Annotated in this window: 10 protein-coding genes; 7 read left to right on the top strand and 3 right to left on the bottom strand. The window is 38.4% G+C overall.

The window, feature by feature from the left end; genetic code table 11:
- Positions 1 to 99 precede the first annotated feature (99 nt).
- A complete protein-coding gene (locus tag PX700_RS04915) occupies positions 100 to 1956 on the bottom strand; it encodes a cytochrome c/FTR1 family iron permease (protein ID WP_479520247.1) in 1857 nt (618 codons plus the stop codon).
- A gap of 283 nt (positions 1957 to 2239) precedes the next feature.
- Complete coding sequence (locus PX700_RS04920) at positions 2240 to 3523, bottom strand: cation:proton antiporter (RefSeq protein WP_415636987.1); 1284 nt, start codon at positions 3521 to 3523, stop codon at positions 2240 to 2242.
- 522 nt (positions 3524 to 4045) lie between these two features.
- Between PX700_RS04920 and PX700_RS04925 the strand changes: the two genes are divergently transcribed.
- The 5 genes from PX700_RS04925 to PX700_RS04945 all read left to right on the top strand — a co-directional run bounded on the left by PX700_RS04925 (position 4046) and on the right by PX700_RS04945 (position 11337).
- A complete protein-coding gene (locus PX700_RS04925) occupies positions 4046 to 6238 on the top strand; it encodes a M4 family metallopeptidase (RefSeq protein ID WP_415636986.1) in 2193 nt (730 codons plus the stop codon).
- Between the two features lie 89 nt (positions 6239 to 6327).
- Positions 6328 to 8190: a M28 family metallopeptidase gene (locus tag PX700_RS04930; protein WP_479520026.1), complete on the top strand. Its 1863-nt coding sequence runs from the start codon at positions 6328 to 6330 to the stop codon at positions 8188 to 8190.
- A gap of 106 nt (positions 8191 to 8296) precedes the next feature.
- The gene (locus PX700_RS04935) at positions 8297 to 10213 is read left to right on the top strand and encodes an ATP-dependent DNA helicase (protein ID WP_479520027.1); all 1917 of its coding nucleotides are present in this window, start codon (positions 8297 to 8299) and stop codon (positions 10211 to 10213) included.
- A gap of 9 nt (positions 10214 to 10222) precedes the next feature.
- Positions 10223 to 10924, top strand: coding sequence for a tRNA (adenosine(37)-N6)-threonylcarbamoyltransferase complex dimerization subunit type 1 TsaB (tsaB, locus tag PX700_RS04940; RefSeq protein ID WP_166376627.1), 702 nt, complete (start codon positions 10223 to 10225; stop codon positions 10922 to 10924).
- A gap of 83 nt (positions 10925 to 11007) precedes the next feature.
- Positions 11008 to 11337: a hypothetical protein gene (locus PX700_RS04945; protein ID WP_007580633.1), complete on the top strand. Its 330-nt coding sequence runs from the start codon at positions 11008 to 11010 to the stop codon at positions 11335 to 11337.
- 95 nt (positions 11338 to 11432) lie between these two features.
- Here PX700_RS04945 and PX700_RS04950 read toward each other — a convergent pair whose 3' ends face one another.
- The gene (locus PX700_RS04950) at positions 11433 to 12722 is read right to left on the bottom strand and encodes an alkaline phosphatase (RefSeq protein WP_415636983.1); all 1290 of its coding nucleotides are present in this window, start codon (positions 12720 to 12722) and stop codon (positions 11433 to 11435) included.
- Positions 12723 to 13136: 414 nt separating this feature from the next.
- Here PX700_RS04950 and PX700_RS04955 point away from each other — a divergent pair, with 414 nt between their 5' ends.
- Positions 13137 to 13988 carry an alpha/beta fold hydrolase gene (locus PX700_RS04955; protein ID WP_479520028.1) on the top strand — a complete coding sequence of 284 codons (852 nt, stop codon included), beginning with the start codon at positions 13137 to 13139 and terminating at the stop codon, positions 13986 to 13988.
- Between the two features lie 115 nt (positions 13989 to 14103).
- Positions 14104 to 15756: a long-chain-fatty-acid--CoA ligase FadD gene (fadD, locus tag PX700_RS04960; protein WP_479520029.1), complete on the top strand. Its 1653-nt coding sequence runs from the start codon at positions 14104 to 14106 to the stop codon at positions 15754 to 15756.
- Positions 15757 to 15796 lie beyond the last annotated feature (40 nt).

The raw sequence follows: 15796 nt of genomic DNA on the forward strand, positions 1-15796 counted from the left end.
ACTAAATACATAAGCAATCAACTCAAAAAGGCCCTTGCGGGCCTTTTTACTATGTATTTTGCTTATTCCAATTAGCTTAAACTCTTAAGCAGATTGGCATTACTTCTGGCTTTTACTTTTGAATATATAAAAGCTAAATATAGCGAATACACAAACTTGAGCCACAATACCTTGCCATGTTGACTTTATACCAAGCCATGCAATATCAAAGCTAATTGGTAGTGACGCAATACCTATTATATCGGCCTCTTGTAATGCAATAACGGCTTTGCCCATAAGCACAAACGAGAGTGCGAATAATAGGTAAGTGGTAATTGCAAAAAACTTAGCAACCGGTAATTTAATTGAGTATTTAATTAATACCCACGTAATAATAGCCAGTATTGCTACACCGATGGCAAAACCCGAAGCAATAGATGAATATTGAGCAGGCGAGCTTTGTGTTAATAATGACTGGTAAAATAGTACGGTTTCGAATACTTCACGGTATACGGCAATAAAAGAAAGCCCTGCTAATCCCCATAATGTACCCGACTCAAGACGCTTATCTATATTGTCTTTTATGTATTTTTGCCATTGTTGCGCACTTGTTTTACTGTGCATCCATACGCCAACATACAGCAAAATAACAGCGGCAAACAATGCACCAGCACCTTCCATAACTTCGCGACTTGCACCACTTATTTCTATTAATGTTTGCGCCGCAGCCCACGTTAAACCACCTGCAATAAGTGCGGTTACCCAACCAACATGTACATATTTAAGCGCGTCTTGGCGTTTAGTTTTAATAAGCACAGTCATAAGGGCAATAATAACGAGGAGTGCTTCTAAACCTTCGCGTAGCAATATAACTAAACTTGCTGAAAGTAGGGCGCCATCAGTTAGTTTTGTTTCGTTTAGCATGCTATCTGCTTTAGCGAGTTGAGCTAGCGCCGCACTTACTTTTTCGCCAACGATGGCAGTATCTTTCTCGTTTTTGAAGGTTTGACGCAGGTTCATCAGTTGTACTTCGATGTTTTTACGCAAAGTTTCGTCGTAAGCATTTAAGTTATTTTCAACAAGCTCAAAGCCATCTAGGTATGCGCTAATTGCTAAGTCACTCGCTTGAGAGTAATTACCTTTAGCATGCGCTGCTTGCGCTGCAAGTAACTGCGTTCGAGTAACCGTTATCGGATTTTTTTTACCGGTAAATAATTGCTCTGGATTACCACGTAACCATTTAACGTAATGTGCTTGCGCTTCACTTTGACCCGCTGATAATTGTGCAGGGTTTAGGTTTACAATTTGCGAAGCCGTAATATTTTGCTCTACATTTTGTGGTTTTTGAACATCTTTAAATGCCAAGCTACCTACATAAAGAGCTAAAGACCAACGTTGTTGTTCGTTAAATTGTGTAAAGGCAACCATTGGCGTGTCGTTAATGCCGTTACTTACAGCGTCAAACAAGCCCATTAATGAGCGGTTAGTTGCGCGTTCTTCATCGGTAAAGTTGGTAGGCTCTGGTGATAAGTTTTTTGCAAGCGGGCCGTCGCCTTGACCACTTGGGCCGTGACACATTGAACAGTTAGCAGCAAAAAGCGCTTTGGTTTGCTCAACCGGTAGTAACGATGTAGGTAAAGATAGCTGCGGCATAAAGGTAAGTAGCGACTCACGAAGCGCAGAGCTTGCTGCACGTACATCGGCAACGCTTGCTTTATTGGCAATCGCTGTATGCAGAGCTTTAGCTTGTGCCTTTACTGTATCAAACTCATTTGTTTGGCTTGATAGCTGCCCAGCTTGCTCAATAATAACGTGCGAAAATTCAGTCATTTCTTGATATTCGTCGGGGTCGAGTATTTCACCATTCCCAACAGCTGCCACGTAATCAACACCTACGTACTCTGCAAGCTGTGCAATTTGCTTTATTTTTATTTGTTGATCGGGTGAGGCAGAAACGCTAAAGCTTGCCGTCATCATGATCAAAAGTGCAAAAATGAAATTAAGCTGACGCTTGCTTACAGACACAAAGTTAATAAACATGTGAGAATTATTTATGGACATTGAAAAGCCCTGCAGAGGAAAAGCCAAAATTATAATTGTTTTCATTTGCATTTCAAGCAGATTAATTTAAACAAAGCAGATAAATAAAAAGGATAACAATTTATAGAACTTTAAAGTGTTTTTGTAACACGTGAGTAACAGTAACCAAGTGATTTTTATAATAACTTGGTTACTGAATATGTTGCGGACAAAGCATTTATTACTTGGCTTGCTCAGCTGACTTAATGCTGCTTTGAATAAGCGGCGAAATAGTTAAGCCTTGTACAATAATAGAAAATATAACCACTACGTAAGTAACAATAACGATTAAGTTATGTAAGTCAGAGCCGCCTACAAAAACTTGCTCGCGTGGTATAGCTGCCGCCATTGCCAGTGCTAGACCTCCACGTAGACCACCCCAGGTTAAAATTTTAACACTGTGTTTATCGTAAGTTCTAAAGCGTTTAAAAATTACAAATGGTGCGCCTACACTTATAAAGCGTGCTAGTAATACAACAGGTACCATTAATAACCCTAAACCAATTTCGCCAAGCGTGATTGGCATAGTGACTATTAGCATACCTATTATTAAAAATAGTAGAGCATTTAAAAAGCTGTCAGTTGCATGCCAAAAATCTTTTACGTAGCGCGTGTCTTCAGGGCCTGTGCGCTCAGTTGCTTTAGTGCGGGTGATATTACCCATTAATATGCCACTGGTTACCATAGCAAGTGCGCCAGATATTTCCCAAATATTTGCTGCAGCAAAACCTGCTGTTGGGATAGTTAAGGTAATTAATAAGCGAATGTTTACATCGCGGCTATTAATAATTAAAAAGTGACCAACTAATGCAATGACTAAACCAAACGCAATGCCCCCTATTGCATCAACAAAGAATAGCTCTGCTATGTCACCAAATTGTGCATCTGTGCCATAAAAAGCAACAGAAAATATAGTGGTAAATATAACTAAACCAATACCATCGTTAAATAGCGACTCACCTTCTACTTGAACTGAGATGCCTTCCGGCGCTCGCATTTGTTTAATAATAGCAAGTACAGCGATAGGGTCGGTTGGGCTAATAAGCGCACCAAACAGTAAACAATAAATAAAAGGGACATCAAAACCAAAAACTGAAAATAAATAAAAGCTCAAATAACCCACTATAAATGTGGAAGCAATGGTTGAAAACAATACCAGGGCAGTAATTTCCCACCGCTGCTTACGCAGGGCAAGTAGGTTTATTTCGAGCGCACCCGCATAAAGTAAAAAACCCAACATGCCTTTAAGTAGTAACTCGTTAAAGTCAATACTGGAAACAATTTGGGTCATTGCTAATGCGTTCTGATCGCCTAATAATTTAACTGCAACGATCAGCAATAAAGAAATAACCACAGAGCCGGTAGTAATGGCAATAGTAGTTTGCATTTTGAGGATGTACTGGTTTGCAAAGGCTATAAATATTGCAATTGCAGAGAGAAAACAAATGAGGTACCAAGCATTCATTGATTAACCTTAATTAACGAGAAAAGCATATGATTAAGCGGAATCTAAACATGCCTATGTTACTCCCGAGATATAGCTATGTCACAGTGTTTGTTCGACAAATTGTGTTTTTATTTTTAATAAAAATAGTTTTGGTAAATAAGACATTAAAGATGTTAAAGCTTCAGTCGAGCTTTTAAAAATAGGTTTGTTTTTTAGGCTTTTCGTTAAATTTAATAGTGTTTATATTGTAAAAATCACTTTATTAAATTTATACATCTTAATTGTGTTATTTTTATTTCAAATTGCTACTCAAAGTAAATAAATGTTTACATTGTGTTAATCGGATGTTTTTATTTTTTGGTGCTATTTTTTTAATTTATTGAATCTAAAGAATATAATTTATTTTTTAATACTTTAATTGTAAATTTTTTGTTTCATTTTCAATTGTATGATTTGTAACCTAGGATTGCTTTAATCGGGAACAAGATGTACCGATTAATAAAAGTATATTCAAACAAAATAAACAAATGGAGTGTAAACGTGAATTTATCAAAAATCACAATAGCAACACTTGCTGCCTTTACTTTGGTACAAGCATCAAGCGCAGTAGCTGCAAATAAAAAATATTTAAATCAACAAGCAAATATAAATAATTCAGCACAAAATAGTGTGTCTTCTGTTTTGATGGTCAGCCCTGATCAGTTAGTAGGTTTAGAGGCAGGAAATGAACTAGTTGTATTAAAAGAGATAAAAAGTAATAACGGTGATACTACTCGTCGTTATCAACAAACTTACAACGGCTTGCCTGTAATTGGAGATACGGTAAGTTTAACGTTTAGCAGTAGCGGGCAGTTAAAGCATGCTCATGGTGCAGCTGTATACGATATATCGAGTGACATAAATACAGTAGTGCCGAAGCTTAATCAAAAGCTTGCTATTGCAAAAGGTTTGCAAAAATCATCAGCAGCGGCCAAATCAGTTGGACTAAAAAAACACAATGAAAAATCACAATTAGCCATTTGGGTAGACAATCAAAGTAAAGCGCATCTAGTGTACGAGGTATCTTATGTTACTTATGGAAGTAATCCATCTCGTCCTTATCAAATCATTGATGCTAACTCAGGGGATGTGTTACTAAGCTTTGATAACCTACAACATGCCGATGCTACAGGTCCTGGCGGTAACTTAAAAACAGGGAAGTACATTTACGGCACTGACTTTGATAATTTAGACGTTAGTCAGTCAGGTAATAATTGTACGATGAATAACGCGAATGTTCGTACGATAAACTTAAATGGCGGTACAAGTGGAACGAGTGCTTATTCATTTACATGTCCTGAAAATACATTTAAAGAGATAAATGGCGCGTACTCCCCACTCAACGATGCACACTATTTTGGCAATGTGATTTTTAATATGTATAACGATTGGATTGGTACGCCGCCGCTTTCGTTTCAACTGCAAATGCGAGTTCATTATAGTAGTAACTATGAAAATGCATTTTGGGATGGCAGTGCCATGACCTTTGGTGATGGCCAAAATACGTTCTATCCACTTGTTAGCCTAGATGTATCGGCTCATGAAGTAAGTCACGGCTTTACCGAGCAGAACTCAGCTTTAGTTTACAGTGGAAAGTCAGGTGGTTTAAACGAAGCATTCTCAGATATGGCTGGTGAAGCGGCTGAATTTTACATGAAAGGGACAAACGATTGGTTAGTTGGTAAAGATATATTTAAAGGCAGCGGTGCTCTTCGTTACATGAATAATCCAACACAAGATGGTAGCTCAATTGATAATCAATCAAGCTACTCTTCAGGAATGGATGTTCATTATAGTTCTGGGGTGTTTAATAAAGCATTTTACAACTTAGCAACTACATCTGGTTGGGATACTGAAAAGGCATTTAAAGTGATGGCTCGTGCAAACCAATTATATTGGACTGCGAGTACTGACTGGGATCTTGCTGGTAACGGCGTTATGGATGCAGCTTGTGATTTAAATTACGATCCAAGTGAAGTTAAAGCAGCCCTAAGTGCTGTTGGCGTAAACTCTAATTTAAGCTCGGGTAGTTCATGTGGTACAACCACTCCCCCAGTGGAAGATGAAGCGTTATCTAATGGCGTTACTCGTACTGGTATAAGTGGCTCAGCTAAAGATCAGTTGTTTTTTACACTTGATGTACCAGCGGGTGCTAGCAATTTAGTATTTAATACTAATGGCGGCTCTGGTGATGCAGATTTATACGTACGATTTGGAAGTAAACCGACACTCAGCACTTACGATTGCAACAGTACAACTTCTACAAGTACTGAAAGCTGCTCTATTGGCAGTGCTCAAGCGGGTACATACTACGTTATGGTAGAGGCATGGAATGCTATTTCAGGCGTTTCATTAACAGGTAGTTATGACGGGTCTGCTGGCGGAGGCGCTTCGCCAATTAACCGCACAGAAAGCAATGTGAGTGTTGCTTCAGGTGGTTGGACACGCTTTACGCAAAATTTAGATGCAGGGTATTCTTCACTCGATATTTCAATTGCCGGTGGTTCTGGTGATGCTGATTTATATGTAAATTTTGGTTCAGCATCTAGTACTAGCTCTTATGAGTGCCGCCCATATAAAAATGGAAACGTTGAAACGTGTACAATAGAAAATCCTCAAGCAGGTACATGGTACATAGACTTACGAGGTTATAGCGCGGCAAGCGGTATAACATTAAGTATTTCAGCTGATTAAGTTAATTTCTAGGGAGCACTCGCTCCCTTTTTTATTTTTCAAAACTCCCTCGCCTCAAAGGCATTACTCGATTTAAAAGGTATCAATTAATGAAACGCGCGATAAAAAATATGCTATTCGGTGCTAGTACTTTATTACTTACCCAACCCTCATACGCACAAGATACTGAAAGTGTTTGGGTAACGATAGACCCCGTTGCAGCCAAACATTATAAACAGGTTCAAAACTCGCTTAAACCAAATGATGAATTATTGAGTATACAAAATACAACATTACAAACAGTGAATTTGTTAAAAGTAAAGCCAGCAAATATTGCTCACTTAAGTCAATTTATGCATGATAATTATCATCGGTGTGGTGGGTTTGTTGCCCATGATTCGTTAATCGAGGCTAATGAATACACTCAACAGTTAGCTGCCGTTCAAAATCAAAATCTAAGTGCGTTAGCTGCTACATACAGCATTGACAATCCGCAAACAACTCAGCAATTAATAAATAGTATTAGTCCAAATAACTTGACGAACACAGTTAATTCGATGAGTAGCTTTTATAATCGCTATTACACGGCTCAAACTGGAATAGATGCCTCGCAATGGCTAAAAGATTACTGGCAACAGTTAGCAGGTACACGTAGTGATATAAATGTTGATTACTTTACTCATAGTTGGGCACAGTCGTCGGTCATTGTTACGATTGCAGGAGATGAAGAGGCTGATGAAATTGTCATTATTGGTGGGCATTTAGACTCAATTAATCAATCAAATCCAAGCAACGGTCGCTCACCAGGGGCTGATGATAATGCATCGGGGATTGCTGTATTATCTGAAGTGTTAAGATCGATTGTTGAAAATGATTATAAACCGAAAAAAACAATTCATATAATCGCTTTTGCTGCAGAGGAAGTTGGTTTAAAAGGTTCAAAAGATATTGCTTCATCTTATAAGTCACAAGGAAAAAATGTGATCGGCATGGTGCAATTTGATATGACAGGAAATAATGGCAGTAGCGAAGATATTGTAATGATGACTGATTACACTACAAATGCTCAAAACCAATTTTTAGGTCAGTTAATTGACACCTACTTACCTAGCATTACCTATGGTTTTGACCAATGTGGGTATGGGTGTTCAGATCATGCATCATGGTATCAACAAGGCTTTGCAGCATCAATGCCATTTGAATCTAGGATGGCTGATATTAATCCGTTAATTCATACAGAGAATGACGCTAATTTTGATGCTGACCACGCTAGTAAATTTGCAAAACTTGCTGTGAGTTATTTAGCTGAAATGGCAAAAAATACAGGTGATGTAGTGCCACCAGCTAATAATGAGTTACAAAATGGTGTTGCAGTTTCTGGCCTTTCTGGTGATGCAAAAGCGCAGCTTATCTATACGCTACAGGTACCTAATAACGTAAGTAACTTAAACTTTACTACCTCAGGGGGCAGTGGTGATGCAGACCTATATGTTAAATTTAATACAGCGCCTACATTAGAAAATTTTGATTGTAAAAGTACAACATCATCGAGCAATGAAAGTTGTGATATTGCGAGTGCCCAAAACGGTATTTATTACGTTATGGTAGAAGCATGGAACGCTATTGCTAATGTTTCTCTTATTGCCAGTTATAGTGAAACAACAGCGATTGAACCCATTAATCGAACAGAAACTGATATTAGTGTTGCTACGGGAGATTGGGGGCGGTTTACACAAGACTTAGAAGCAGGGTATTCCTCTCTAAATATTACTATGGCTGGTGGCTCAGGCGATGCCGATTTATATGTGAATTTTGCCAGTCAATCAACTGAATCTGTATATCAATGTAGACCGTATAAAAATGGTAATGCTGAAACGTGTAGTATTACCAACCCACAAGCGGGCAAGTGGTATATTGACTTAAAGGGGTACAGCGCAGCTAGTGGAATAACCTTAACTATAAATGCGCAATAATAACTAATGGGAGCTCTGCTCCCTTATTTATATACTCAAACCGATTACTTAATTACTTGCCCTTGATGTTTAGCTTACGTAAAATCGCGCTATTATTTCTTGTAAAGTGATTGGTATTATCAAACAGCTGTTTAGTGCAACCGGACCTTTGGCGTTATCGTTAGATGGATACACACCTCGCCAACCTCAAATAGATATGGCTGTCGCCGTTGATGATGCATTAAAAAACAGTTCGCAATTGGTCGTTGAAGCTGGCACGGGTACTGGTAAAACGTTTGCCTATTTAGCACCCGCACTTAAGTCTAAAGGCCGAACGATAATATCGACTGGCTCTAAAGCTCTTCAAGAACAACTTTACCACCGCGATTTACCGCAGTTAGTTAAAGCGCTTAGTGCCTCTAAAAAAACCGCCTTATTAAAAGGGCGCGCTAATTACTTATGCACCTATCGCCTAAATCAGCATGTTGCGCACGTACCTACAGATGACTCTGATGTAATGCATCAACTAGCCATGGTGGCTAAGTTTGCCAGTGAAACGCAATCGGGTGATTTAGCTGATTGTATTGGTATAGAGGATGACGCCAAAGTACTGCCTTATGTAAACTCAACAGCCGATAATTGTTTAGGCAAAGAATGCCCAGACTTTCAAAGCTGCTATATACGTAAAGCACGTTTAACAGCAGCTGATGCCGATGTAGTTGTTATTAACCACCATTTATTTTTTGCCGACATGGCCGTAAAAGAAAGTGGCTTTGCCGAACTTATGCCAAAAGCCGACGCGTATATATTTGATGAAGCCCATCAGTTAAGTGAAATTGCCAGTGATTATTTTGGTGAGAGCATTAGCACTAAAAAGCTGGTGGATTTAATTAATGATTTACGTGCTATTTATCGGGCCGAAATACCCGATATGCTACAACTTGGTAAAAGCTTAAATAAGCTTGAAACAAGCGTTGCTGATTTACGATTACAGTTTGGTGTTGATGGCAGTAGAGGCGATTGGCGAGAAAAGCTCAGCGATAAACAAATATGTGCGGCACTTCACCGTGTTATCAGTGATTTAGATTTTGTTTATCAAGTACTTAAACTTTGCCTAGATAGAAGCGATAAAATAGAGCACCCGTTTGAGCGTGCATTGGCATTTAAAGGGCAGTTAGAACGTGTTTTTGATACTGCTCAAACCGGCTTTAGTTACTGGTACGAAACAACGCGTCGTTATTTAACAATAAATATAACGCCATTAAATGTGTCAGCTAAGTTTGCTCAAATGATGCAAGACACGGGCGCAGGCTTTGTATTTACATCAGCAACACTTTCGGTTGACAACAAACTCGAGCACTTTAATGCAAGCCTTGGTTTAAAACCAAAGCAAAGCATGATGGTAGATAGCCCATTTGATTACCCTAATCAGGCGCTGCTGTGTTTACCGCGTTACTTACCCGAATCGCACGCGGATAATATGCCCCACGCAATAGTAAAATTAACACTTGAGCTTATAAAGTCAGCGCAAGGGCGTTGTTTTGTCCTATTTACAAGCTATAGAATGATGCACTTAGTTGCCGAAGGGCTCACCACACAAATAGACTACCCAGTTTATATGCAAGGGCAAATGTCTAAGCGTATTATTTTAGAGAAATTTACCCGCCATGGTAATGCGGTATTACTCGGTACGGCTTCTTTTTGGGAAGGCGTTGATGTACGCGGCAGCACGTTAAGCTGTGTTATTATAGACAAATTGCCATTTGCAGCCCCTGACGATCCATTGCTTCAAGCTAAAATGCAAGATTGCCAAATGCAGGGTAAAGACCCTTTTTCACACATACAATTACCGCAGGCTGTTATTGCGCTAAAACAAGGTGTAGGGCGTTTAATTCGAGATAGTAAAGACAAAGGCGTACTTGTAATATGCGATAATCGCTTAGTTACACGCCAATATGGCCAAGTATTTTTAAAAAGCTTACCGCCGATGCGCCGCACGCGAAGCTTAGAAGATGCCAATACATTTTTAAAACAAATTAATTAGAGTAATAAAATGATCAAAAGTAATATTCTTGCCCTTGATGCTTCAACAGAAGCACTTTCAATTGTTTTACATTTTCAGGGCCAAACATTTCATCATTTTGAAGAATGTCCGCAGCAACATAGCCAAAAAATACTTCCACTTGTGGATGAGCTATTAACTAAAGCAAACTGTAAATTAAAAGATTTAGATGTCATTGGTTTTGGGCAAGGCCCGGGCAGTTTTACTGGTGTACGTATTAGTGTAGCGATAGCACAGGGCTTAGCATATTCAACTAATTTGCCGCTTGTAGGTGTGTCTACTTTGGCTATTATGGCGCAACAAGCATTTGAGCAAAACGACAGCCTGAGTGTTTACCCAAGCATAGATGCGCGTATGGGTGAGATATACTTTGCACATTACCAAGCGCAAAATAATTTAATGCTTTTAGTTAACCAAGAATGCGTTATAAAACCTGATTTACTAAATAATGATTATATAGCGACTACAGAGCCATCTGTAGCGGTGGGCACGGGCTTTAAAACTTACCCTGATGCGCTTAATGATTTTGAAAATGTGACAATTAATACTGATATTACATTGCCTGATGCGCGTTATATGTTAGCGCATGTTGAAGCCGCGTTTTTAGCGAGTGATGTTGTAAAAGCGAGTGACGCTCAACCTAAATATGTGCGCGATACGGTAACGTGGAAAAAGCTACCAGGTCGAGAGTAACCATATCTTGAATTCAAGTATTATTTGCAAATTGGTTGTTTTTAAATCATAATTTTATGCAATATTAAGGTTGGAGACGCGTAATGACGCTGCCTATTGGTTCAGGTTTTTTTACCGGAGATATTCCGGGTAGGGTTAGTCCTACTAAAGTTGTTACTAATAAACCACAGAGTTTATTAGACCAGCCGGCTGCTCAAAAAACGAATACCGATTATGTAAAAAGCAGTGTTGAGGGCGTCGAACTGGCTAATCAACTGTTTAAAAGCAGTGCTAAAAGCAATGAATACAGCCAAACAATTTACGACCAACCGACAGCTCAAGTAAGCAAAGCGATTTCTACTTATACTGAATTTGCTAATTTAGAACGCAGAGCCGAAGTACAAAATTTAATAGGCGTTGATATATACGCTTAAAGCTCATTCAAACGTTTTAGATAAATACAGCTATAAAATTTAATAAAAAGCCCGAACATGTGTTCGGGCTTTTTGTGTTCAAAACGAGGTAAAGATTACTGTTCAATAAAGCCGATTAGCTTATCGGCAATATCAGTATTATTTTGTGAGCCAATAAATTGCTCACTGCCTTTGCCATAGGCAAATACTTGAACGTCTACAGCGGTGTGTCCGCCGGTTGTCCAGCCAGTAAAGCTCGCATCACTAATAATACTTTTAACAGCTAAATTAAGCGCTTTTTCGCCCATTTTTTTAGCTTGCTCAAGTTTGATTTGGTTTTCAGTAGTAAATTCAATATTGGTGTTAGCAGTCCATACTGGTTTTAAATCTTTAGATTCCATAAGCTTGTCTGTTAACTTACTAGCCGTTGCCTTAACACCCTTAATTACGTCTGTTTCCCATTTAAATTGGCCGTGCGCACCAATAGTTAAGCCGCCCGTCGAGTGATCGGCTGTAACCACAAGTATCGTGTCTTTGTTTTTATCAACGTATGCTTTTGCTTTTTCGATTGATTTAGCAAAATCGTCCATTTCAGCCATTGCACAGGCTATATCGTTAGAGTGACCACACCAATCAATTTGGCTGCCCTCAATCATTACAAAAAAGCCTTCTTCGTTTTGGTTATCTAGTAAACCAAGTGCTTTAGATGTTAACTGAGTAAGGCGAGTTGGGTTCATATCAAGTGCAAATGGCAGGCCTTTTGGTGCATACAAACCTATGGCAGGTATTTGTGTAATTTGGCCGAGGTTATTAATATCGTCGCCATATTGATAACCTGCAGCTTTAAATTCTTCAACTAAATTACGGTCATCACGAATAAAGTACTTAGTACCGCCACCTAGCATTAAATCAACGGGTAATTTACCAGCAATTTTATTATCAATATAATCATTAGCAATATCATCGTAGTTGTAACGAGATTCATTGTGAGCTGTAAAGCTCGCTGGCGTTGCATGGTTTATTTGTGACGTTACAACAAGCGCTGTTGTCATACCGCGCTCTTTTGCTATTTCGAGCATGGTTTTAACTGGTTTTTTGTCTGTATCTACAGCCACTGCACCATTATAACTTTTATGACCGCTACTAAGCGCTGTAGCACCCGCTGCGCTGTCTGTTACATAAGTATGGTCGTCAGGGTAGGTATGCGCCATGCCTTTTAAAATAGTGTCAAAAACCGTGCTTTCTACTTCTTTTGTTGCAGGGTCATCTTTAAAATAGCGATAAGCCGTGGTGTAAGCCGGACCCATGCCGTCACCAATCATATAAATTACATTTTTAGGTGCTGATTCTGCGTAAGCACCAGAAGCGGTGCATAAAAGTGCCAATAAGCTGATCTGTTTTTTCATGGTTGTACCTTATGAGTGTACCTTATTTAATAGCCGCTGATATTGTATACAGATAGGATGATAAATAAATGAATATCTGAGATATTTATAATTTATACTTTGATTTTATATACATAGAATTGTAGTTAACGCTGTTAGTTCTATTTATTTAAATTATACTAGTTATAAGTTAAGTACATGTAGTGCCGATATGTTTTAATTGTTCAAAAGGTGTACAAAACAAAGTTGTTGAAAACGGTTGGTTTGTTGTTTTAAATTTAAGTGTTTGATAGTGTTAAGTTTGATTTCCATTCTTTGCTTTTTTTTGCATCATGAAGATAATTAAATCGTGAATTTCGCACCATTTTCTAAGTTAGTGGTCTGACAACTTGTATGCTATAAATAATGATGCTCTAAATTAATAAAGGACTTACCGTGCAGCCGTTTAATATTGAAACCAATAATTTAAATATTCATGGCTTAAAAGTAGGTTCAGGGAACGAAGTAGTAATAGCGCTACATGGGTGGTTAGACAACTGCCATAGCTTTATGCCAATGTTAAACAACGTTAACCCAAAGCATACTTGGTACTGCATTGACTTTGTTGGGCACGGTTTATCGTCTTGGCGAAGTGATGACGCACATTACTATTTTGTTGATTATATTGATGATGTGTACCAATTCATAAATGCGCTTGGTGTTAAAAAAGTACATTTAGTGGGTCATTCAATGGGGGCTATGGTTGCAGGTCTTTTTGCTAGTTGTTTTGGCGATTATGTTAAGACAGTTACCTTTATTGAGGGAATTGGTTCTGTTACAACCCCTAGTGAAGGTGTATGTGAACAGCTAAAAAGTGCGGTATTAAATAGAGCGCGTTTAAAAAATAAAAAGTCGAGAATTTATAAATCGAAAGAACTTATTTATCAAGCACGCGCTCAAACAACCGATTTAAATAGTGAGCTTATTACGCTCTTAATGCAGCGAAATATAAAACAGACTTCAGATGGTTTTACGTTAACAATAGATCCAAAGCTTAAAAATCACTCAGGTTTTAGGTTTGATGAAGCGCAATGTATTGGTGCAATAAAAGATTTAGCTGCACCATGTCAATTAATTTTAGGTGACGAAGGTTATTCGTTTGTAAAACAAAATTTGGCAAAGTATATTAGTTATTACAATAACTTGAAGGTAATTGAAGTAGAGGGTGGGCATCATTGCCATATGCAAAGTAGTGAGTTATGTTTTGAGCATATTCAAGACTTTATGCTGCAAAATGGTGCATGTTAATTGTAAGTTTACGTAAAATGTGGGATTATTCCTGCATTAGAGTATTTGCTCAATTGTTAAAGCGCCTTACTTAGATTAAGGTTAATAAAAATATAATTATAAACAGGGGCTAAGAGTGGAAAAAATCTGGCTTAAGCGCTACCCAGAGGGTATGCCTGAAACAATCGATCCTGAGCATTACAACTCGTTACTCGAAGTGTTCGAAAAAAGTTTTTCTGATTACAAAGACCTACCTGCATTTACTAATATGGGTAAAACGTTATCGTATGACGAAATTGACACAGCAACCAAAAAAGTTGCGTCGTATATCCAAAACGATTTAGGGCTAAAAAAAGGCGACAAAGTTGCCGTAATGATGCCTAATTTGTTGCAAACGCCAATCACTATTTTAGGTATCTTGCGCGCAGGCTGTGTGGTTGTAAATGTTAACCCACTTTATACTGTACGCGAATTAGAGCATCAGTTAAAAGACTCCGATACTACCGCTATTTTCATTCTAGCAAACTTTGCTGACACGCTCGAAAAGTCACTTGCTCATACCGATGTTAAACACATTGTATTAACGCAAGTAGGCGATATGGTTGGCGGGCTTAAAAAGCATATAGTTAACTTTGTTGTGAAGCACATTAAAAAAATGGTGCCAAAATTCAACTTACCTAACACAATTAAATTTTCAGACGTTTTAGCTGCGGATGCTAGTAAATATACTCGCCCTGAAATGAACCTATCTGATCTCGCTTTTTTACAGTACACCGGTGGCACAACAGGTGTATCTAAAGGGGCAATGCTGAGCCATGGCAACATGGTTGGTAACCTTGAACAAGTTTCAGGTTGTTTAGACAAAGTGTTAAGCCGTGGTAAAGAAGTGGTTGTTACTGCACTGCCGCTTTATCATATATTTGCCTTAACAGCTAACTGTCTAACATTTATGAAGTACGGTGGTTTAAATATATTAATTACAAACCCGCGAGATATGCCTGGGTTTGTTAAAGAGTTGGGTCAACACAATTTCACAGCTATTACCGGTGTTAATACATTATTTAATGGTTTATTAAACACACCAGGTTTTGCTGAACTTGATTTTAGCCACTTAAAAATGTCTTTAGGCGGCGGTATGGCAGTTCAACGTCCTGTTGCCGAAAAATGGCAAAAAGTGACTGGTTCAAAACTAATGGAAGGCTACGGACTTACTGAATGTTCTCCTTTAGTTACTATTAGTCCTTTTGATTTAGAGGCATACAATGGCTCTATTGGTTTACCTGCGCCTAATACTGATATTAAGTTAATGCTTGATAATGGTGAAGAAGCCGCCAAAGGCGAGCCAGGTGAGCTTTGGGTTAAAGGCCCGCAAGTAATGGTTGGTTATTACAAACGACCAGATGCAACCGCTGAATGTTTAAAAGACGGCTGGTTTGCTACAGGTGATATTGCGACTTATGATGAAGAAGGTTTCTTCTTTATTGTAGATCGTAAAAAAGACATGATCATCGTATCTGGCTTTAATGTTTTCCCTAATGAGATTGAAGAAGTAGTGGTTATGCACGAAGGTGTACTAGAAGTAGCCGCCATTGGTATTCCTCATGATGTAAGTGGTGAACAAGTTAAAGTTTTTGTTGTGAAAAAAGACCCTTCTTTAACTGAAAAAGATATAATAAGTCACTGTCGTGATAATTTAACTAATTACAAGGTCCCCAAGCTGGTAGAGTTTAGGGATGAGTTACCTAAAACTAACGTAGGTAAGATACTCCGAAGAGCCTTGAAAGATTAGCAACCTATAAAAAAGCCGACATATGTCGGCTTTTTTATTG

It is taken from the genome of Pseudoalteromonas sp. TP27 (assembly GCF_056470645.1).

Coding starts and splice junctions, on each gene's coding strand:
- PX700_RS04915 (WP_479520247.1), bottom strand. CDS start 1,956: ATGATGACGGCAAGCTTTAGCGTTTCTGCCTCACCCGATCAACAAATA.
- PX700_RS04920 (WP_415636987.1), bottom strand. CDS start 3,523: ATGAATGCTTGGTACCTCATTTGTTTTCTCTCTGCAATTGCAATATTT.
- PX700_RS04930 (WP_479520026.1), top strand. CDS start 6,328: ATGAAACGCGCGATAAAAAATATGCTATTCGGTGCTAGTACTTTATTA.
- tsaB (WP_166376627.1), top strand. CDS start 10,223: ATGATCAAAAGTAATATTCTTGCCCTTGATGCTTCAACAGAAGCACTT.
- PX700_RS04945 (WP_007580633.1), top strand. CDS start 11,008: ATGACGCTGCCTATTGGTTCAGGTTTTTTTACCGGAGATATTCCGGGT.
- PX700_RS04950 (WP_415636983.1), bottom strand. CDS start 12,722: ATGAAAAAACAGATCAGCTTATTGGCACTTTTATGCACCGCTTCTGGT.